Here is a 20,835-nt window from a genome sequence, read left to right on the forward strand (position 1 = left end):
CAAGGCCCGAGCCAAAATGGGTCGGGCCTATCCGGAAATGGTCAAAGAGTCAGAACCACTGTGAAAAGGTACTAGCACTTTGAGTAGTCGCATCGTGCTTTCCGAAAAATCGATTCCGATTTTTCGGGCTGGTGCGACAGAGCGAAGCCTTTTCGGGGGATCGATCGCCGAAACATTTCCGTACAGGCCACACTTGTTGCATAATCGCCACAATGCGTTGCATACATCCGACGCAATCACTGGCTCTAGACGGCGACATGGCTTCACAGGCACCGACACCGAGCGAAACGCTTTTCAGCGAACCTGGCACACGGGACGGGCGCCGGCTGCTCGCGCTGCCGGGCGTGGTGGCAATTGCCGGTGCGCTGGTTACGGCAGCGATCTCCTTCGCCATTCTCGTCGGCGCCACGCCGATCACGCCGGACGAGAGGACGACGCTGGCGCTTATCGCCCTCAATGCGGCGTTCATCCTGTTCCTGATCGCGCTGGTCGGCCGCGAAGTGCATCGCATTTTGATGGCGCGCCGGCGCGGCAAGGCGGCGTCGCGGCTGCATGTGCGGATCGTCGCCATGTTCGCGCTGGTCGCCGCGATTCCCGCCATCATGGTGGCGATCATCGCCTCGATCACACTCGATATCGGCCTCGATCGCTGGTTCGAGATCCGCACCAAGACGATCGTCAATTCGTCGCTTTCGATCGCCGACGCCTATGTGCAGGAGAACGCGCGCAATCTCCAGGGGACGACCCTGTCGATGGCTTACGATCTCGACGCCTCCCGCACGCTCTACGGCCTCGATCGAACTGGCTTCCTCGATCTCATGAACAAGGAAGCCGTCGGACGCTCCTTGGCCCATGCCGCACTGGTCAGGCCCGACGGTTCATTCGTCATGAGCGCCAAGACCGACGCCGATTTTGCCATGCCGGAGCCACCGGAAGGCGCCATGAGCAGTGCCGCCGACGGCAGGCCGGTGCTGATCGAGCCGAAGACGCGCAACATCATGGGCGCCATCGTCAAGCTGCGCGAGATCGAAGGGCTCTATCTCTACACCATCCGGCTCGTTGATCCCGAGGTGATCAAGGCGCGGCAGATTGTCAGATCCAACACCGACGAATATCGCGGTCTGGAAGACAATCGCCGCACCTCGCAGGTCGCCTTCGCACTTCCCTACCTGTCGCTGACGCTGATCATCATTCTGTCCGCCATCTGGACCGGCATCGCCGTGGCAGACCGCCTGGTGCGGCCGATCCGCCAGCTCATCGGCGCAGCCGACGAGGTCGCGACCGGCAATCTTGACGTTGCCGTGCCGGTTCGGCCCTCCGACGGCGACGTCGCCTCGCTCGGCGACACCTTCAACAAGATGCTGCTGGAACTGAAATCGCAGCGCAACGAGATTCTGTCCGCCAAAGATTTGATCGACGAGCGGCGGCGCTTTTCGGAGGCCGTGCTTGCCGGTGTCACCGCCGGCGTCATCGGGGTCGATCCATATGGCATCGTCACCATCGTCAACCGCTCGGCGGAAACGATGCTGGCCATATCCGCCACCGCCGCACTCGGGCAAAACCTCTCCGCGGTGCTGCCGCATGTCGGCCGCGTCTTCGAGATCGGCCGCAAGTCGGGCAAGCCTGTCCACCGCGAGCAGGTGACCTTCTATCGCACCGGTACGGAGCGCACCTTCAACGTGCAGATCACGGTCGAGGCCGGCGATGACGGTGCGGAGGAGAAATCCTATGTCGTGACGGTCGATGACATCACCGATCTGGTTCAGGCGCAGCGTTCTTCGGCCTGGGCGGATGTGGCGCGGCGCATCGCCCACGAGATCAAGAACCCGCTGACACCGATCCAGCTATCCGCCGAGCGCATCAAGCGCCGCTACGGCAAGGTCATCACCGAAGACCGCGAGGTTTTCGATCAGTGCACCGACACGATCATCAGGCAAGTGGAGGACATCGGCCGGATGGTCGACGAGTTCTCCGCTTTCGCACGCATGCCCAAGCCCGAAATGAAGGCCCTCGATTTGCGCGAATCGTTGCGCGAAGCCTCGTTCCTCGTCGAAGTGAGCCGCGCCGATATTACCTTCGAGCGCGTGTTCGGCAACGAACCGCTCAAAGGCACTTTCGACAGCCGCCTGATGGCGCAGGCCTTTGGCAATGTCATCAAGAACGCGGCCGAGGCGATTGACGGACTTGATCAGAAGGACCGCTCGCACGGCATAATCCGGATTCAAGCCAGGCGCCAGAATGGTGCGATTCGCATCGATGTCATCGACAACGGCAAGGGCTTGCCGCGCGAGAATCGTCAGCGATTGCTCGAGCCTTACATGACGACACGCGAGAAGGGCACTGGGCTCGGCCTCGCTATCGTCAAGAAGATAGTGGAGGACCATGGCGGCCGGCTCGAATTGCATGACGCGCCGGCGGATTTCCACGACGGGCGAGGCGCGATGATCAGCATCATCCTGCCGCTCGCCGCCACCGTGCCGCCGCGCGGCGAAGGCAGGACGGAACACGAAAGACAAACTGAAAAGGTCGGTAATGGCGTCTGACATTCTCATCGTCGATGACGAGGAAGACATCCGCGAACTTGTCGCCGGTATCCTGAGCGACGAAGGTCACGAAACCCGCACGGCATTCGATGCCGACAGCGCCCTGGCGGCGATCGCCGACCGGGCGCCTAGGCTGATTTTCCTTGACATCTGGCTGCAAGGCTCACGTCTGGACGGACTGGCGTTGCTGGACGAGATCAAGACGATGCATCCGAGCCTGCCCGTGGTGATGATCTCGGGCCACGGCAACATCGAGACGGCGGTCTCGGCCATCCGCCGCGGCGCCTATGACTTCATCGAGAAACCGTTCAAGGCCGACAGGCTGATCCTCATCGCCGAACGTGCAATTGAAACCTCGAAACTGAGACGCGAGGTTTCTGATCTCAAGCTGCGCAGCGGCGAGACCTTCGACCTGATCGGCATGTCGTCGGCGATGAGCCAGTTGCGCCAGACCATCGAGCGCGTCGCGCCGACCAACAGCCGCGTCATGATCATCGGCCCGTCCGGCTCGGGCAAGGAACTCGCGGCACGCGCCATCCACACGCTGTCGGCGCGCAAGAGCGCCCCATTTGTCACGCTGAGCGCTGCCAACATCACGCCCGAACGCATGGAAGTCGAGCTGTTCGGCACCGAATCCAACGGTGTCGAACGCAAGGTCGGCGCGCTTGAGGAAGCCCATCGCGGCATTCTCTACATCGACGAAGTGGCCGACATGCCGCGCGAAACGCAAAACAAGATCCTGCGCGTGCTGGTCGAACAGCAGTTCGAGCGGGTAGGGGGCACCAAACGGGTCAAGGTCGATGTCCGTATCATCTCGTCGACCTCGCAGAATCTGGAGGCAATGATTGCCGACGGTCGCTTCCGCGAGGATCTCTATCACCGTCTGGCGGTGGTTCCGGTCATGGTGCCGGGACTGGCCGAGCGGCGGGAGGACATCCCATATCTGGTCGACAATTTCATGAAACAGATCGCCCGCCAGGCCGGCATCCGGCCGCGGCGCATCGGCGACGACGCGCTGGCGGTCCTGCAGGCGCACAACTGGCCAGGCAACGTCCGCCAGTTGCGCAACAATGTCGAGCGGTTGATGATCCTGGCGCGCGGCGACGATATCGATGCACCGATCACCGCCGATCTGTTGCCTGCCGAGATCGGCGATGTCATGCCGCGCACACCAAACCAGTCCGATCAGCACATCATGGCGCTGCCGTTGCGTGAAGCGCGCGAACAGTTCGAGAAGGACTACCTGATCGCCCAGATCAACCGTTTTGGCGGCAACATCTCGAAAACGGCCGAGTTCATCGGCATGGAGCGCTCGGCGCTTCACCGCAAGCTGAAGTCGCTGGGCGTCTGATAGCCAATCCAATCGTGGCTTACGCAATTATCGGTTACGGCGGCGGCGGAATCGCATAAGAAAGCGCTACAGCGCCGCGCGTCTTTTGGGACGCGCAAAGGGCGCTGTAGCGTTTTGATTTTTGCGGGCATGATCCTTTCCGAAAATCGATTCCGATTTTCGGGGTCATGCGCTGACTTCTCCAGGGGTGACCCATGCCGCGCATTGCCTATGTGAACGGGCGCTATGTCGCTCACGCCGACGCTTTCGTGCATATCGAGGACCGCGGCTATCAGTTCGCCGATGGCGTCTACGAGGTCTGCGAGGTGGCGCGCGGCTTCATCGTCGATATGCCTCGCCATCTCGGGCGGCTGAACCGTTCGCTGACCGAATTGTCGATCGACTGGCCGGTCACGCGGGGCGTGTTGCCGATCATCATGCGCGAGCTGGTCCGCCGCAACCATGTCACCGATGGCCTGGTCTATCTTCAGGTGACGCGTGGCGTCGCCAGCCGTGACTTTGTTTTTCCGGCGGGCACGAAGCCGTCGCTGGTGGTGACCGCCAGGAAAGCCGACCCCGCTGCTGCCACGAAGAGAGCCGAAAGCGGAATCAAGGTTATCACCGTGCCGGAGAACCGTTGGGATCGGGTCGATATCAAGTCGGTCGGCCTGTTGCCAAATGTGCTCGCCAAGCAGAAGGCCAAGGAAGCCGGCGCCCAGGAAGCTTGGTTCGTCGATGCCGACGGCACGGTCAAGGAAGGTGGATCGTCGAATGCCTGGATCATCACCAGGGATGGCGTGCTGGTGACGCGTCCGGCCGAGCACGGCATCCTGCGCGGCATCACGCGCACCACGCTGTTCGAAGTGGCCGCCAAGCTCGGCCTGAAGATCGAGGAACGGGGCTTTTCGGTCGCCGAAGCCAAGGCCGCGCGCGAGGTTTTCATCAGCTCCGCCACCACAATCGCCATGCCGATCGTGGCGATCGACGGTGCTCCCGTCGCCAACGGCCATCCGGGCTCCATAACACTTTCCTTGCGGCACGCCTTTTTTGACGTTGCGGAAAAAAGTCCAGCCTGATAACCGCACAGGTGGAATGAACATCAATATATCTCGTTCTGCTTGTCGTTATTGACGGCAAGACGGTGTTTGCGCGCTTGACATGTGCCAGGTAATTTGGCGCATTGGCCTGCAAACCGAAGGGGATCGGCGAAAGACAAGAACAATGGCGGAACGATCGCAAAATCTTCAGGACCTGTTCCTGAATTCAGTTCGCAAAAGCAAAAACCCACTCACCATCTTCCTCATCAACGGCGTGAAGCTGACCGGCGTGGTCACTTCGTTCGACAATTTCTGTGTTCTGCTGCGTCGAGACGGCCATTCTCAGCTCGTATACAAGCACGCCATTTCCACGATCATGCCGAGCCAGCCGGTTCAGATGTTCGATGGCGAGGAAAGCCAGGGCGCCTGATTGGCACGTAAGAAAGACGCGGACCGCAGCGTTCGCGAAAAACCAGCATATCAGCCGGGGACGGAAGCCGAAGGCTCGACCCGGGCCGTGGTCATTGTGCCCGTGCTTACCCGCCAGCCACGAGGCGACGAAGACACGAATCGTCCGCGCCTGACGCGTTCTGCCGAGGCCCGCCACGACGAGGCGGTTGGCCTTGCCCAAGCCATTGACCTCGACCCGATCCATACCGCGGTTGTGACCGTCAACGATCCGCGGCCTGCAACCCTGCTCGGAAGCGGCAAGGTCGCGGAGTTCGCGGAGATCGTCAAAGAGGGCCGTGCCGAACTGGTCATTGTCGACCATCCGCTGACGCCGGTGCAGCAGCGCAACCTGGAAAAGGAATTGAACGCCAAGGTGCTGGACCGCACCGGGTTGATCCTGGAAATTTTCGGCGAGCGCGCACGGACCAAGGAAGGCACGCTGCAGGTCGATCTGGCTCACCTCAACTATCAGAAGGGCCGGCTCGTGCGAAGCTGGACCCACCTCGAGCGCCAGCGCGGCGGCGCCGGTTTCCTCGGCGGTCCTGGTGAAACACAGATCGAGTCGGACCGCCGTGCCCTGCAGGACAAGATCAAGAAGCTCAAGCACGAGCTGGAAACCGTGCGGCGCACCCGTGACCTGCACCGCGCCAAGCGCAAGAAGGTGCCGTTCCCGGTGGTGGCGATCGTCGGCTATACCAACGCCGGCAAGTCGACGCTGTTCAACAGGCTGACCGGAGCAGGGGTGCTGGCCGAGGACATGCTGTTTGCCACGCTCGACCCGACACTGCGTCAGGTGCGACTGCCGCACGGCACGCCGGTCATCCTTTCGGACACGGTCGGTTTCATTTCGGATCTGCCGACGCATCTGATTGCAGCCTTCCGGGCAACGCTGGAAGAGGTGGTCGAGGCCGATCTCGTCATCCACCTGCGCGATATTTCGGACCCCGACACGGCCGCCCAGGCCGAGGATGTCGAGCGCATCCTCGCCGATCTCGGCGTCGATGCCGGCGACACCAAGCGTGTCATCGAAGTGTGGAACAAGATCGACCGGCTCGATGAAGGCAACCGGGCGCGATTGCTCGCCGACGGCATCGACGGCAACAAGGCGCCGCCGATTGCCATATCGGCCGCCACCGGCGAGGGCATCGATGTGCTGAAGGCGATCATCGAGACAAGAGTGTCAGGCGAACTGGAAACGCTGACCGTCACGCTCAAGCCTGAGCAGCTCGGGCTCGTCGACTGGCTCTACCGCAATGGCGACGTCGTCTCGCGCACCGACAATGAAGACGGCGGCGTAACCGTCGCGCTCAAGGCGACGCAAAGCGCGCATGAAGAGATAGAAAGCAGATTGCGCCGTAAAAACAGCGGGTAATTTCTATTACTTCGCGCTTTTGGCCCGCTGCCAAAGCGCCTCCATCTCATCGAGCTTCGCCTTTTCCAGGGTGTTTCCCGACGCTTCCAGCGCGTGCTCGACATAGTGGAACCGCGACCGGAATTTCTCGTTGGTGCCGCTGAGCGCCGCTTCGGAATCGACCTTGAGATGACGCCCGAGATTGACGACGGCAAACAGCATGTCGCCGAACTCGTCCTTGATCGACGCCGTATCGCCCTTGGCAAGGGCCTGGCGCAACTCGCCGATCTCTTCCTCGATCTTGTCGAGGATCGGCGTGGCCTCGCTCCAGTCGAAGCCGACGCGGGCCGCTTTTTCCTGTAGCTTGAGCGCCCGGGTCAAAGCGGGCAGGGCGACCGGTACGCTGTCCAGAAAACCCTTGCCATGATCCTCCGGATCGTGCCCGCGGGCGAGGCGGGCGTTTCGCTTTTCCGCCTTTTCCTCGGCCTTGATCTTCTCCCACATGCCCTTAGCCATGCCGGCGCTGCGCGCCTTCTCGTCGCCGAAGACATGCGGATGGCGGCGGATCATTTTTGTGGTGATGGCCTGGACCACGTCGCCAAAGGCGAATTCACCGGCTTCCTCGGCCATCTGCGCATGGTAGACGACCTGCAGCAGAAGGTCGCCGAGCTCGTCGCGCAGATCGTCCAGGTTGCCGCGCGCGATCGCGTCCGCCACCTCGTAGGCTTCTTCGATCGTGTAGGGCGCGATGGTCGAGAAATCCTGCTCGATATCCCACGGGCAGCCGGTTTCCGGCGTCCGCAGCGCCGCCATGATTTCGATCAGCCGGGAAATGTCTTTCGAGGGTTTCATCTGTCGAATGTTATCGTGCACCGATCACTCGGCAAATCCTGTCAGCCGGCAAGGGCGCATTGTCCACAGTTGCGCGGGACATGATCCCGAAAAGTGGAAGCCGGTTTTCGGAAAAGTTCATGGTCAAGCAAAGTGTTCAGTCGAGCACGGAGACGATCGCCTTGGCGAGCGCGTCCATCCCGTCCTCCGGCAGGCCAGCGACGTTGATGCGGCTGTCGCCGACCATATAGACGCCGTGCTCGGCGCGCAGCCGCTCGACCTGCGCTTCGGACAGGCCAAGCCGGGAAAACATGCCGCGATGGCTGGCGACGAAATCGAAGCGGTCGGAATTGGACTGCCGCCGCAGCGCTTCGGCGAACTGGACACGGAGCCGCAGCATACGCAGGCGCATCTCCTCGAGCTCAGCTTCCCAGTCGGCGCGCAGCGTGGCGTCTTCGAGCACGATGCGCACCGCGGCCGCGCCGTGGTCAGGCGGCATCGAGTACATGGCGCGGGCGGCCGACAGCATCTGGCTCATTGCCACATCCGCCTGCGCGCTGTCTTTGGCCAGGATCATCGCCGCGCCGACACGGTCACGATACACGGCAAAGTTCTTCGAGCAGCTCGAGGCAACGACCATTTCCGGGACTTTCGCCGCCAGCAGGCGCAAGCCGACGGCGTCAGCGTCGAGGCCTTCGCCAAAGCCCTGATAGGCAATGTCGACAAAGGGCAGCAGGCCGCGCTCGACGACGAGTTCGGCTATTTCAGCCCACTGCGCGGTGTCCAGATTGGCGCCTGTCGGATTGTGGCAGCAACCATGCAGCAGCACCACGTCGCCGCTCTTGGCGGTCGCCAGCGCACTCATCATGTCAGCGAAGCGAACAGCACCTGAGGCGGCGTCGAAATAGGGATATTCGCGTATGTGCAGGCCAGCGGCGCGCATCACCGGCATGTGGTTCGGCCAGGTCGGGTCCGACAGCCAGATCGTCGCGTCCGATCGCGTCCTCTTGAGCAGCTCAGCCACCAGTCGCAGCGCGCCCGAGCCGCCGGGCGCCTGCGCCGCACGGATTCGCGTCAGCTCGGCCGCATGGCCAAAGACCAGCCTCGCCATCGCCGTGTTGAAGCCGGTATCGCCGGCAAGGCCGAGATAGGTCTTGGTATCCTGGCTCTGCAGCAGTCGCTTTTCGGCTTCGCGCACGGCGCGCATCACCGGCGTCTTGCCATCGCGATCCTTGTAGACGCCAACGCCGAGGTCGACCTTGCCGGGGCGGGGATCGGCGCGAAACAGGCCGATCAAGGCGAGGATCTTGTCGGCTGGGGCAGGCTGGAGGTCTTCAAACATCGGCGCGGTTCCGTTGGCGGCGGAGTGATACGCAAATCGGCCGTGCTGCGCCAGCGGTTTCATTTGCACCAAGCTGAAAACCGCCAAACCGGAAGATAAGCCTCGATTGGCACGGCTCATCGTACTCGTCATTTCCACGACACGGCGAGGAGGACGCAGCAGGCAAATGTGGCTTTCCGCATGTCAGTTGGTCGACGCCGTTCTATGACGCCAGCTTGAGGGCGGCCGACGGCAAGGCGGCGACAGGTTGCTGTTTCTTGCCGCCCCAACCGATCCGCGGCAACCATTCGAGGTAATAGGCGAAGCCGAATTGCAGCGCGATGCCTGTCGAGATCAGGATTGCGTCGTAGAGGAGCCCGTCTGGGCTGACGACCTTCATGACCTGCGCGATCATGGCGAAGATCGTTCCGGCGATGAAGACCGGCAGCGAATGCTTACCGAGAACCGCGAGCGGGTGTCCGGGCCTGGTCCTCGCCAGGTTGGAAAGCGCCGGGATTGCCACGATGAGATAGGCGATCGCCAAAATGTGCATGAGGCGCGACAGCGACAGGAACGTCTTGTCGAAGCCGGTCAGCACGGTAGGCAGGCCGGAGGCCGTCTCGATGCCCCACAGCGGCAGCCGCACCCAAATCAGCGCACCGACCAGATACCCGACAGTCGCGCTCGCCATCATCCAGTTGAAGCGGATTTCGCCGCCGCGCTTGACATGCAGCATGCCGGCGATCCCGATGACGAAAAGAAACTGCCAGGAGAGCGGGTTCAGGAACCAGAAGCCGTCGCCGGGAAAATTCGAAGGCGCGATCTGGAAAATTCCGACGATGAGCCAGAGGAGAGCGGACGCAGCAAGCATAAGGCGCAGGCTGAAAGTGCCGATCCACAAGAAAAGCGGCATCATCAGAAGTACGACGGCATACATGGAAAGAATGTTGTTATAGCCGATCTGATGCCCGAGCGCCGCGATGCCGAGCAGCGCTTCCGGCGTGTCCTCGATGATCATCTGGATATTGATCAGCTTCAAAAGGTCGGGCCGCGAAAAATGCAATGCAGCCGCCGAGAAGATCGCCAGCGTCGCGACAGTGGTCATGACGTGGGTGACATAGAGGACACCGGCACGCCGCCAGGCCTTCAGGGTGATGAGCAACCGGTTCCCCGGCTGGAACTTCAGTCCGTAGGCGAGCCCAACGGCAATCCCTGAAATCAGCACGAAGGCTTCGGCCGAATCGGAAAAGCCGAAATTCTTATGCGTGAAATACTCGAAGATCGTCCCCGGCACATGGTTGACGAAGATCGTCAGTAGCGCTAGCGCGCGGAAGACATCGATGCGGGTATCCCGCTGGGTTGGCACATTGCTTGTCATGTCGGGTCGATAATTCGTTGAACAAAGCGGGCCCAAAGGGCCGTCGGCGAAGCGAAGATTCGGCGGTGAATGTTTCCTGCCTATAACTCGCACGTGCCCCGAGAAAGATGACACCTTCGCGATTTTCCGCGTCACAAATTAATTCAGGGATAAACATCGAAATCCCCGGTGCGCTAAAACCGCGCTCCGAATTGTGGCGGCTGAGGGGAGGACTGCTCGTTCGCGGACAAACAAGCCGTACGCGCGATGGTGGCGTTGTACCTGTGATGCCTGACCTTCCCGGATCGCAAAAAACTCAAAGAGCGGGATTAAAACCTGCCATGCTCCGTAAACAGGACGTGAGAGGGTCGATGCCACGCTTCGATATCATAGGACAGCTTGGTTCCCTGCGGCGCTACGCGCGTTCGCTGGCGCGCGACAGCGACGCGCTGGTGCGTGCCTATGAGCGGCGCGGCACCTTTCGATCCGGCGGTAACCTGCGCGCATGGCTGCTGTCGATCGTCCACAACACTTTCATTGACGGCTTGCGGTCCCGCAAATCCGAAGCGGTGCGCGTCGAGCAGGCCGGATATCTTGCCGACGCCAGCATGCAGGCTCCCCAGGAGCATTCCGTCCGCCTGGCACAGGTGCGCGAAGCTTTTTTCAAATTGCCGGATGAGCAGCGTTCGGCGCTGCATCTCGTCGCAATCGAGGGACTTACCTACACCCAGGCGGCCGAGGCCAGCGGCGTACCGCTGGGAACGCTGATGTCGCGCATCGGCAGGGCGCGCGCAGCGCTCCGCGAGATGGAGGACAAATTGCCGGCACATGCGAAAAGCCACCTCAAGATCGTGGGAGGCCCGTGATGTCCATGATGAGCGAACTGCGCAACCCGGTGACCGATGCCGACCTCGACGCCTATGTCGACGACCAGCTGGACGTTGCCCGCCGCATCGAGGTCGAGGCGTTTCTTTCCGCCCGTCCGGAGGCGGCCGCTCGCGTGATGTCCGACCTCAGGACGCGCGACGAACTGCGCGTGGCGCTTGCCGGATCCAAGGGCATGGCGCGGCCGGCAACGGCCGATGCGGCACGGCGGCTGGAGCGGGGACTGGCCCGGGGGGGCGCCTTACGCACGGCGCAGCGGGCTGCGGCGGTCGCAGTACTGGTGGCTGCGGGCTGGTTGGCGAACGGGATCGTCGGGCCGATATCGGTGACGAAAGTCGTCGCCTCGACCCAGCCGCCTGTCTATCTGGAGGAAGCGATCCGGGCACACAGGACGACGATCATGCGCGAGGCCATGTCATCCCAGCCCGAAGCGCCGAACTACGATGCGGACGAAATCCGCGCCGCCACGGCGATCGTCATGCCGTCGCTGCCGAAGGACTGGAAGGTGCGTGACGTGCAGATCTATCCGTCGCAGTTCGGCCCGAGCGTCGAGATGGCTGTCGAAACAGGGGACCTGGGGCTGGTCTCACTGTTCGCGATCAGGCCCGGAACGTTCGACGTGGTCCAGCCGACCGTCGCCCCCTCGGGCGAAATTTCCTCGGCCTATTTCCAGATCGGCGAAGTTGCTTACGCAGTCGTCGCCCGAAGCGGTGTCCGCGATCTCGATCGCACCGCAGAAACGCTCGCCAACACGCTTTACTGACCCTCACAAAGGAGAACCGGCATGAACACCCCCAATCTAGGATACCGCACCGGCGTCGGAGCCCAAACCGGCGCCGTCTACGACGAGGGCCTGCGCCAGCACATGCTGCGCGTCTACAATTATATGGGCGTTGGCCTCGTCGTTACCGGCGTGATCGCCTTCGTGGTGGCTTCCACGCCAGCCCTCTACGTGCCGATCTTTTCCAGCCCGTTGAAGTGGGTGGTGATGCTGGCACCGCTCGCCTTCGTGCTGCTGTTCTCGTTCCGGATACAAACGATGTCCGCGGCCGGCGCTCAGGCGATGTTCTGGGCATTCTGTGCGGTCATGGGCCTGTCGCTGGCTTCCGTGTTCCTGGTGTTCACCGGGACCAGCATCGCGCGCACCTTCTTCATCGCCGCCACCATGTTCGGCGCAACCAGCCTTTACGGCTACACGACCAAACGCGACCTGACCCAGTTCTCGTCCTTCCTGATCATGGGTCTGATCGGCGTGGTGATCGCCAGCATCGTCAATATCTTCCTCGGCTCGACTGCGCTCCAGTTCGCCATCTCGGTGATCGGCATCGCCGTGTTCATTGGTCTCACCGCCTGGGATACCCAGACGATCAAGGAGCAGTTTGCGGAAAACTTCGGTGCGGAATCGCAGCAGAAGCTCGCCGTGTTCGGTGCATTCTCGCTCTATCTGAACTTCATCAACATCTTCCAGCTGCTGCTGAACTTCACCGGCGAGCGCGAATAGCCGCGTCAAATCAATGCATGTCGCGGCAGCGTTTTTGGGGACGCGACATGCATAAACAGAAACTTGAAGCGCGTCGCGAAAATCTCTTGGAACGCGGCGCGCCTGGATGTCGGGGTGCTTCCCATGGACAGGAACGACCAGCAGGCGATCGGCAACCTTTTCGAGAAACTTGCGAACGTCGAGCGGCAGACGCCGCCGCGCGATGCCGAAGCGGAACGCTTCATCAACGATCAGATTGCCCGGCAGCCCGGCGCGCCATACGACATGGCGCAGACGATCGTTGTGCAGGAACAGGCGCTGAACGCGGCGCAGTCCCGCATCGAAGAACTGGAGCAACAGGCACAGCAGTCTGCCGGCGGCGGATTGCTTGGCGGCCTCTTTGGCAGCCGCGGCGCCAGGCGCGCGGGTTCTGTCCCGCGGGTCGGGCGCACCGCTGCCACCGCGCCGCAGGAGCCGCTTTCGGGCGATGATCGGCAGAGGGCAGGCGGTTTCCTCGCCGGAGCCGCCAGGCATGTTTGGCGGAAGCGAAGCGCAGGCAGCCGAACAGGTCGACCGTTAGCAGCCGGATCCAAGGCGTACTCGACGTTGATCAGCTTGGCATTTGCCAGTTCATGGTCACAAGGCAGGGCTCGGTCCAGCATATGCACTGCTTGCTAGGCGGCGAGCCGGGCGGTCATCAGCCGCGACTGCATCTGGCCACCTATCCGGAAGTCGCATAAGATAGATTATGGAACTGAGATGCGGTTTTGATTGCATGCATTCGGCCCAACCGCAGCTCCTTGTTCCTTGGAACTAAGCGGAATTGCGGTTGATAGCGTAGCGTCTCCTGGGACGCACACAGGCTCCTACGCCGCTTGCGGCACGCAGGCTTCGCAGATCGCCGCGATGTGCCGGTGGTCAGTGCCGCAGCAGCCGCCCAGGATGCGCATCGTCGGAAACGAGGCTGTCAGCCTGCTGTAGCGCCGCCCGAGATCGTCCGGGTCGCCCGCGTCGAGCGTCTCCGATTCGTCCAGTTCGGCATGGCTTTTGGCCGAAGCATTCGCCTTCACGCCATAGACGCGATCGAGCCAGCGCTCGCGCTTGTTCAGCGCCTGCATGAAATGCGTTGGATGGGCGCAGTTGATCATATAGTAGGCCGGCGCACCGTCTGTCGCGTCGTCGACCCTGTCGATCGCCTCGCCGAGCGCCATGCCGGTCACCAGCTTGCCGTCCGTTTCCACCGTGAACGAGATCATGCACGGCATGGCATGCGCCTTGGCCGCCCGCGCCACGCCGATTGCCTCGTGGAAATTGGTGAGCGTATAGGCCGCAACCATGTCGGCCTCGGTCCGCGCGAAACTCTCGATCTGCGGCGCGTGATAGGCTTCCGCCTCGTTGGCGTCCATCTTGCCGGCCTTGTAGCCGTCGCCGCGCGGCCCGATCGCGCCGCTGACGACGCACGGCGTTTCGGCGGTCTCGAACTCATTGCGCAGGTCGAGAAGAAGCTCGATCGAGCTCTCGTTGACGGCCCGCAACGCTTTCGGCCCGTAGCCGAGCAAGGTTCCCCAATCGGGGTTGGCTCGCCACGTCGGCGTGTCGAGGATGAAGCCGGTCCCGCTTCTGCGCGCAATGGTCAGATAACGGACGTAATATTCCCTCAGCTTCTGCCGGCCTTCAGGCGTTGCCATCAGCGTGAATGAAGCAAAGTGCGGAAGGTCGAGGCCTTCGTGAAAGATGAAAGTCGTTTCCATGCCGCCATCGCTCAGGAATGTTCTGTTGGCGAGTTGCGGCAGATTCTGGCGGTACTTGGCCATGTTTGTCTCCAGTGGTAAGATGACACCGTGCTGCCCCTGGTGGCGGCCGGTTCGGAATAGCCAAGTTTTAGCAGCGCGTGCCGCCGGTGCGATAGAAGGCTTGTGGTCCGGTACTCCACCTGAAGCGGGAACCGCAGTAATTACAGACGGATAGCCGCGCCGGGCCGGTCGTATTGCTATCGGTGCCGATGCTGGTGGGTGTGAAAACCATACCGCCGGTACAGTGGATTTGAGGGCATTCGGTCATGCGCAAGGGTGCGGAAACGCGCGAACGCATTCTGGAGATCGCCGAGGCCTCGGTGCTCGCCAAGGGGTTCGGCGCGACTTCCATCGAGGAGGTGATTGCCGAAGCCGGCATCACCAAGAGCGGCTTCTTCTATCATTTCAAGGACAAGAACGAACTCGCCCGCGCCTTGATGCTGCGCTACGTCGAGGAGAACGACCGCATCTTCGATGATGTGTTTCACCGCGGCCGGCAATTGTCCGATGATCCGTTGCAGTCGTTCCTGATCACGCTCAAGCTGCTTGCCGAGTTGATGGGTGATCTGCCGAACGGCCACCCCGGCTGCCTGATCGCGACGTTCACCTATCAGGAGCGCCTCTTCGACCGCACCGTTCGCGACATCGCCGCCGCCGCCGTACGCTCCTGGAACGGGCGGTTTCGCGATGCGCTGAACGAGATCGCGGCCGTTTATCCTGCCCGCAAAGGCATGGACCTCGAAGACGTGGCCATCATGTTCTCCTGTGTGATCGATGGCGGCATCATCATGTCGCGGGGGCTCGGCGACCCGCGTGTCCTCGAACGCCAGATCCTCGCCTTCCGCAACGTCGTAAAGATGTTGTTCGCGCCGGCGGCGCCTGACGTCATGCTGCCGCCCACCGCCATCGCCGCCGAATAGGAGTGCGCCGGGCGGCGCTCGCTGCAGCCCCGAGGCTGCGATATCAGGCGCGATCGATTCAGACTGCCAGCGTCGCTACGACAGCCTGGCTGCCCTGACCATTGCGTGTGGCTCGGCGGCGAACACCGCGTCGTGCGCGCCGGCCGCTGCCCAAACGCGATCGAAACCGAGCAGCGTTTCGTCGGCGAACGCCGGGATTGCAATCAGATGGCCGATCGGGGCTACGCCGCCGATTGCAAAGCCGGTCTCGTCGCGGATCTGCCGCGGGTCGGCGCGCTTCAGCGGCTCGCCGGTCAGTGCGGCAGCCCTGGCCAGATCGAGCTGATTGGAGCCGGAAACCAGGAAGAGAAACAGCTTTCCGCTGGTTTCCCCCTGGAACACCAAGGATTTGACGATCTGGGCGACTGTGCAGTCGCATTGCGCGGCGGCTTCCTCGGCGGTGCGTGTCGAGGCACCCATGCGCGTGATTTCGATCTCGAGGCCGGCATCGGCCGCTGCCCTGGTCACACGATCAATGCTTCCAGCCATGAAGAACCGAACCTATCATGCAGATTCATAAGGGATTTCGATCGTCATGCCGTCATAGGCCGGCTCGACATCGACCGGCGTCTCGGCCATCACCGCAGCGTAGTCGAGCGGCACATGCATGTGCGTCAGAACGGCCTTTTTCGGCGTCAGTTTTTCGATCCAGCCGAGTGCCTGGCCGAGCGACAGATGGCTCGGATGTGTCCTGTACTGCAGCGCGTCGATGACCAGCACGTCCAGGTCGCGCAGCCGTTCGGCGGTGGCGTCGGGGAAATCACTGACATCGGGGCAATAGGCGAGCCCGCCGATGCGAAAACCAAGCGATATGATATCGCCATGGATCTGCGGCAGCGGCTCGAGGGCGAGGGTACCCCCCTCGCCTTCGATCACCACCGGCCTGGCGTGGTCGATGATATGAGGCTCTACGATAGGCGGATAGGAACTACCTTGCGGTGTTTCAAAACAGTAGGCGAACGCCTGCCGCAACCGCAGCATGGTGGGCTGGTCGGCGTGGATATCGATGCGATGACTCTGCTCGAGCACGAAGCCGCGCAAATCGTCAATACCGTGGATATGGTCGGCATGCGGATGCGTATAGACGACCGCATCGATGCGCCTGACCGATGCCAGCAGCATCTGCGCGCGAAAATCCGGTCCGGTATCGATGACGACTGTGGTCCTGTCGCCGTTTGCCGCGATCCGCTCGATGAGCGCTGCGTTGCGCATGCGCCGGTTCCTCGGATTGGCCGGATCGCAATTGCCCCAGTCGCCGGTGATGCGCGGCGTGCCCGGCGATGAGCCGCAGCCGAGTATGGTGAGGCGCAGCCGGTCGCTCATGCGTCAGGCGCTCAGCGCGGTCGGGCGCGGCATCTTGCTGAACAGCCGGAAGAAATTGTCGGTGGTGACGGCGGCGATTTCGGCCTCGCTGACGCCGATCGTTTCGGCCAGCACCTTGGCCGTATGCGCGACATAGGCAGGCTCGTTGCGCTTGCCGCGAAACGGTATCGGCGCGAGGTAGGGCGCGTCGGTTTCGACCAGCAGGCGGTCGTGTGGCACATCGGCGGCGATGGCGCGCAGCTCGGTCGAATTCTTGAAAGTCACGATGCCGGAAAAGGAAACAAAGCCGCCGAGCCCCACCCCGACTTCGGCCAACCTGCGCCCGGACGAAAAACAGTGCAGGACGAAGGGGAAGGCGCCCTTCCCTGTTTCGTCCTCGAGGATATCAGCCATGTCGCTGTCGGCGTCGCGCGCATGGATGACCAGAGGCAGGCCCGTCTCGCGCGCTGCGGCGATGTGCGTGCGAAAGCCCTGCGCCTGCGCATCGCGCGGCGCATGATCGTAGAAATAGTCGAGCCCGGCCTCGCCGATCGCCACCACTTTGGGATGAGCGGACAGCCGGACAAGCGCCTCGACAGTCACGTCCAGCTCCTCGGCAGCGTTGTGCGGATGGGTGCCGACCGAGCAGTAAACCTCGTCGAAAGACTCAGCGATCTCAAGCACTTGCTGGAACCGCTTCACACGCGTCGAGATCGTCACCATGCGGCCGATTCCGGCGGCTAAAGCGCGGGCGACGACGGCCGCCCGCTCCTCTGCGAAGTCCGGAAAGTCGAGATGGCAGTGACTGTCCACCAACATCAGATGTTCGCGTCCGGCTGCTCGACGTAACGCGGAAACACACCCTCCGGCGCGGGCAAAGCAACCCCTGATACCAGCGCATGGTCCGCGTGGACATGTACGAAATCGCGGCTGTCCGCCGGTACGGCCAGCAGGTCGAGCAGCTTAGCGGCCGATCCCGGAATGAAGGGCTGGCACAGCAGCGCCACGCGTCGGACGACTTCCGCGGTCGTCCACAGCACCGTTTCCATGCGCGCCGGATCGGTCTTTCTGAGCGCCCAGGGTTCCTGCGAGGCGAAGTAGCGATCGGCCTCCGCCACGACGCCGAAGATCGCCGCCAGCGCTAGGTGGATGCCCTGCTCCGCCATCACCTTGCGTGCAGTAGCAAGCGCCTCCACCGCCTGGTCGAGGATCGCCCTGTCGACCTCCGCCAGATCGCTGCGTTTCGGCACTACGCCGCCGCAGTTCTTGGCGATCATCGACAGCGAGCGCTGCGCCAGATTGCCAAGGCCATTGGCGAGGTCGGCATTGGTGCGGTTGACGATGGCCTCGTGGCTATAGCTGCCGTCCTGGCCGAACGGCACCTCGCGCATGAAGAAATAGCGTACCTGATCGAGACCATAATGCTCGATCATCGCAAACGGATCGACGACATTGCCGACCGACTTCGACATCTTCTCGCCGCGGTTGAACAGAAAGCCATGCGCGAATACGCGCTTCGGCAGTTCGATCCCTGCCGACAGCAGGAAGGCCGGCCAGTAGACGGCATGGAAGCGGACGATGTCCTTGCCGATGACGTGGACGTTCGCCGGCCAGAAGGACCATCTGTCATCGGCCGCATCCGGATAACCGGCAGCCGTGATGTAGTTGGTCAGTGCATCGACCCAGACGTACATCACATGCTTGTCGTCGCCCGGCACCGGCACACCCCATTTGAACGTGGTGCGCGAGATCGACAGGTCCTTCAGCCCGGATTTGACGAAGCTGACGATTTCGTTGCGCCGCTCCGCCGGTCCGACAAATTCGGGGCTGCTCTCATAGAGCGCGAGCAGCCTGTCCTGATAGGCGGAAAGGCGGAAGAAATAGCTCTCTTCCTCGGTCCACTCGACGGGCGAGCCGAGCGGTTCGCGACGTATGCCGTCGTCGCCGACCTTGGTTTCAGCCTCGTCGAAATAGGCTTCCTGTCGCACCGAATACCAGCCGCTATAGCGGTCGAGGTAAATGTCGCCGTTTTCCGCCATGCGCGTCCAGATCGCCTGGCACGCCTTGTAGTGGCGCTCCTCGGTGGTGCGGATGAAAACGTCGTTCGAACAGCCGGTCGCTTCAAGCATCGAGCGGAAGATCGCCGAATTGCGATCGGCAAGCGCTTTTGGCGTCAGGCCTTCGGCGTCCGCCGTCTGCTGCATCTTCAAACCGTGCTCGTCGGTTCCCGAGACGAAGAAGACGTCCTTGCCGTCGAGCCGCTGGAAGCGGGCCAGCGTGTCGCTGGCGATGACATTGTAGGCATGACCGATATGCGGCTTGCCGTTCGGATAGAAGATCGGCGTCGTGAGGTAGTATTTTTCGAGTGCCATGGATGAGCCGTCATGAATGTCTGAATGAAAGATGCCGGTGAGATATCGTATCGAAACGGCGATTGCCATCCCGATGGGCCGTCACATTCGCATTGCAGAATTCAGGCGGTCGATCATGGTCAAGGCGTGCTGCTTCTTGTCGAGATTGTAGGTGTCGGTCTCAGATATAGCGTTCAAAGCCTCGTGCCAAGTATCCGACAGCGTTTTGGCCCGCGCCATATCGCCCGCCAGCGCGGCCTGGCTTGCACCGGTCGAGAGCAGGTCGAGCGCACGGCGATTGAAGATATCGAACTGGATGGCCCGGTCGCGCCCGGCGACCGCCTCCGCGAGGCGATAGGCGCCGGCAACATCGCTCTTTCCCGCTGTCGCCAGAGCGTCGAGCGTTTCGGCGATTTCCAGCCCGCCATACTGCGTCAACAGGATTGCGGTGCGCGCGCTGCCCCCTGCCCGCTTGGCCAGTGCTGCGCGCGCCGCGGGATCGTCCGGTGGCGGTGGTTCGACGCTCTCCAGAACCGTCATCAGGCTCTCGGCATCGAGCGGAGTCAGCCGCACCATCTGGCAGCGCGAGCGGATCGTCGGCAGAAGGCTGCCCGGCGCATGGACAATGAGGATGAACAGTGTGCGTGCCGGTGGTTCTTCAAGATTCTTCAACAAAGCGTTGGCAGCATTGGTATTCATGTCGTCGGCCGGATCGACGATCACCACCCGGTAGCTGCCGTCATGCGAGGTCAGCGACAGGAAGCGGCTGACCTTGCGGATCTCGTCGACGGTGACGACCGTCTTAAAACTCTTCGTCTTGTCGTTCGGCGGGCGGGTCAGATGCAGCACCGAGGGATGCGCGCCGGTGGCGATCTGGCGAAACAGCGATGACGCCGGATCGGGAACGGCAAGGACCTCCGGCGCCTGTTCGAACGCCGGATGCTTCAATAGATGATGCGCCAGGTGAAAGGCGAGCGTCGCCTTGCCGATGCCGACCGGTCCGACAAAGATCAGCGCATGCGGCAGCTTCCCGGAGCGATAGGCGGTGGCGAGCATGTTCGCCGCCTGGCCATGCCCGACCAGACGCGGCGTCTCGGATGGCTCCGGGACGCCGTCCAGCGTGTCGTGCTGTTCTGGTGCGATCCGTTCGAAAATCATCCCGGCGCCTCCTTCCTGTGCGCCGGCGTCATCGTCTCCAGGGCCGCGAATGCGGCGGCGGTGACGACATTCTCCACCGTGTCGGGGTCGGCGGACGCGTCGACGACGATGCAGCGCTCGGGTTCTGCCGCGGCGATTGCCAGAAAGGCTTCGCGGCGGCGCTGGTGGATATCAAGTGTTTCCTTTTCGAAGCGGTCGGCGCCGGCATCGGTGCCCCGCCGCGCCGTGGCGCGCCGCAGTCCTTCGGCCGGGTCGATATCAAAGATCAGCGTTATGTCGGGCACCATGCCATTGATGGCGACCTTTTCCAGCGCTCCCATAAACGCCGGGTCGAGGCCTCCGGTGACGCCCTGGTAGACGCGCGAGGAGTCCATGAAGCGATCACAAAGCACGATCGAGCCGCGTTCGACCGCCGGCCGGATGACCTGCTCGACATGGTCGGAACGCGCGGCGGCGAAAAGCAGCGCCTCCATCCGGGGGCCGAATGGCTCGGCAGCCCCGGAAAGCAGGACATGCCTGACCGCCTCTGCGCCCGGCGAGCCACCCGGTTCACGCGTGACAAGGACATCGTATTTCTTGGCGCGCATCTTACTGGCCAGCCGCTCGATCTGCGTCGACTTGCCTGCCCCTTCTCCGCCTTCGAAGGTGATGAAAAATCCGTACGCCAAAGCCCTTATCCATGCTGCG

At 62.4% G+C, this 20,835-nt stretch carries 20 protein-coding genes; 10 read left to right on the top strand and 10 right to left on the bottom strand.

Annotated elements, in window-relative coordinates:
• Positions 1-257 precede the first annotated feature (257 nt).
• The 5 genes from AC0L14_RS32875 (at position 258) to hflX (ending at position 6,732) form a co-directional block, all read left to right on the top strand.
• Positions 258-2,543, top strand: coding sequence for a sensor histidine kinase NtrY-like (locus AC0L14_RS32875; RefSeq protein ID WP_473752011.1), 2,286 nt, complete (start codon positions 258-260; stop codon positions 2,541-2,543).
• Positions 2,533-3,894 (top strand): nitrogen assimilation response regulator NtrX, encoded by a 1,362-nt coding sequence (ntrX, locus tag AC0L14_RS32880; protein WP_123151463.1) that lies wholly within the window; start codon positions 2,533-2,535, stop codon positions 3,892-3,894. The genes AC0L14_RS32875 and ntrX overlap by 11 nt, the downstream gene beginning before the upstream one ends.
• Before the next feature lie 194 nt (positions 3,895-4,088).
• A complete protein-coding gene (locus AC0L14_RS32885) occupies positions 4,089-4,949 on the top strand; it encodes a D-amino-acid transaminase (RefSeq protein ID WP_473752014.1) in 861 nt (286 codons plus the stop codon).
• A 145-nt stretch (positions 4,950-5,094) separates the two neighbouring features.
• Complete coding sequence (gene hfq / locus AC0L14_RS32890) at positions 5,095-5,340, top strand: RNA chaperone Hfq (protein WP_006202172.1); 246 nt, start codon at positions 5,095-5,097, stop codon at positions 5,338-5,340.
• A complete protein-coding gene (gene hflX, locus AC0L14_RS32895; RefSeq protein WP_473487465.1) occupies positions 5,341-6,732 on the top strand; it encodes a GTPase HflX in 1,392 nt (463 codons plus the stop codon).
• Positions 6,733-6,738: 6 nt separating this feature from the next.
• On the opposite strand, the gene mazG is transcribed toward hflX, so the two are convergent.
• From mazG to AC0L14_RS32910, 3 genes are all read right to left on the bottom strand, one after another.
• Complete coding sequence (gene mazG / locus AC0L14_RS32900) at positions 6,739-7,563, bottom strand: nucleoside triphosphate pyrophosphohydrolase (protein ID WP_473487466.1); 825 nt, start codon at positions 7,561-7,563, stop codon at positions 6,739-6,741.
• 136 nt (positions 7,564-7,699) lie between these two features.
• On the bottom strand, positions 7,700-8,884 hold the full coding sequence (locus AC0L14_RS32905) for an amino acid aminotransferase (RefSeq protein WP_473752016.1): 1,185 nt from the start codon (positions 8,882-8,884) through the stop codon (positions 7,700-7,702).
• Between the two features lie 202 nt (positions 8,885-9,086).
• Positions 9,087-10,241, bottom strand: a complete 1,155-nt coding sequence (locus AC0L14_RS32910; protein ID WP_473752017.1) for an OpgC family protein — start codon at positions 10,239-10,241, stop codon at positions 9,087-9,089.
• A 350-nt stretch (positions 10,242-10,591) separates the two neighbouring features.
• Between AC0L14_RS32910 and AC0L14_RS32915 the strand changes: the two genes are divergently transcribed.
• The 4 genes from AC0L14_RS32915 to AC0L14_RS32930 all read left to right on the top strand — a co-directional run bounded on the left by AC0L14_RS32915 (position 10,592) and on the right by AC0L14_RS32930 (position 13,263).
• Positions 10,592-11,086, top strand: coding sequence for a sigma-70 family RNA polymerase sigma factor (locus AC0L14_RS32915; protein ID WP_473752019.1), 495 nt, complete (start codon positions 10,592-10,594; stop codon positions 11,084-11,086).
• A gap of 8 nt (positions 11,087-11,094) precedes the next feature.
• Complete coding sequence (locus AC0L14_RS32920) at positions 11,095-11,868, top strand: anti-sigma factor family protein (RefSeq protein ID WP_473640365.1); 774 nt, start codon at positions 11,095-11,097, stop codon at positions 11,866-11,868.
• A 21-nt stretch (positions 11,869-11,889) separates the two neighbouring features.
• Positions 11,890-12,606 (top strand): Bax inhibitor-1/YccA family protein, encoded by a 717-nt coding sequence (locus tag AC0L14_RS32925; RefSeq protein ID WP_029352369.1) that lies wholly within the window; start codon positions 11,890-11,892, stop codon positions 12,604-12,606.
• 63 nt (positions 12,607-12,669) lie between these two features.
• Positions 12,670-13,263, top strand: a complete 594-nt coding sequence (locus tag AC0L14_RS32930) for a DUF2076 domain-containing protein (protein ID WP_473752020.1) — start codon at positions 12,670-12,672, stop codon at positions 13,261-13,263.
• A gap of 188 nt (positions 13,264-13,451) precedes the next feature.
• Here AC0L14_RS32930 and AC0L14_RS32935 read toward each other — a convergent pair whose 3' ends face one another.
• On the bottom strand, positions 13,452-14,399 hold the full coding sequence (locus tag AC0L14_RS32935) for a homocysteine S-methyltransferase family protein (RefSeq protein WP_473487471.1): 948 nt from the start codon (positions 14,397-14,399) through the stop codon (positions 13,452-13,454).
• A gap of 245 nt (positions 14,400-14,644) precedes the next feature.
• Between AC0L14_RS32935 and AC0L14_RS32940 the strand changes: the two genes are divergently transcribed.
• Complete coding sequence (locus AC0L14_RS32940; RefSeq protein WP_473487472.1) at positions 14,645-15,298, top strand: TetR/AcrR family transcriptional regulator; 654 nt, start codon at positions 14,645-14,647, stop codon at positions 15,296-15,298.
• A gap of 75 nt (positions 15,299-15,373) precedes the next feature.
• Here the strand turns inward: AC0L14_RS32940 and AC0L14_RS32945 are convergent, their stop codons facing one another.
• From AC0L14_RS32945 to tmk, 6 genes are all read right to left on the bottom strand, one after another.
• Complete coding sequence (locus AC0L14_RS32945; protein ID WP_473752021.1) at positions 15,374-15,826, bottom strand: YbaK/EbsC family protein; 453 nt, start codon at positions 15,824-15,826, stop codon at positions 15,374-15,376.
• Between the two features lie 15 nt (positions 15,827-15,841).
• Positions 15,842-16,660, bottom strand: coding sequence for an MBL fold metallo-hydrolase (locus AC0L14_RS32950; RefSeq protein WP_473752022.1), 819 nt, complete (start codon positions 16,658-16,660; stop codon positions 15,842-15,844).
• Positions 16,661-16,663: 3 nt separating this feature from the next.
• Positions 16,664-17,458, bottom strand: coding sequence for a TatD family hydrolase (locus tag AC0L14_RS32955; RefSeq protein WP_473487475.1), 795 nt, complete (start codon positions 17,456-17,458; stop codon positions 16,664-16,666).
• Complete coding sequence (gene metG, locus AC0L14_RS32960) at positions 17,458-19,011, bottom strand: methionine--tRNA ligase (RefSeq protein ID WP_473752024.1); 1,554 nt, start codon at positions 19,009-19,011, stop codon at positions 17,458-17,460. Before metG ends, AC0L14_RS32955 begins: the two co-directional genes overlap by 1 nt.
• Before the next feature lie 81 nt (positions 19,012-19,092).
• Entirely contained in the window at positions 19,093-20,148 is a 1,056-nt protein-coding gene (locus AC0L14_RS32965; RefSeq protein WP_473752025.1) for a DNA polymerase III subunit delta', read from the bottom strand.
• A complete protein-coding gene (gene tmk, locus AC0L14_RS32970; RefSeq protein WP_473752026.1) occupies positions 20,145-20,816 on the bottom strand; it encodes a dTMP kinase in 672 nt (223 codons plus the stop codon). Before tmk ends, AC0L14_RS32965 begins: the two co-directional genes overlap by 4 nt.
• Positions 20,817-20,835 lie beyond the last annotated feature (19 nt).

This window comes from Mesorhizobium sp. WSM4841, assembly GCF_055811515.1.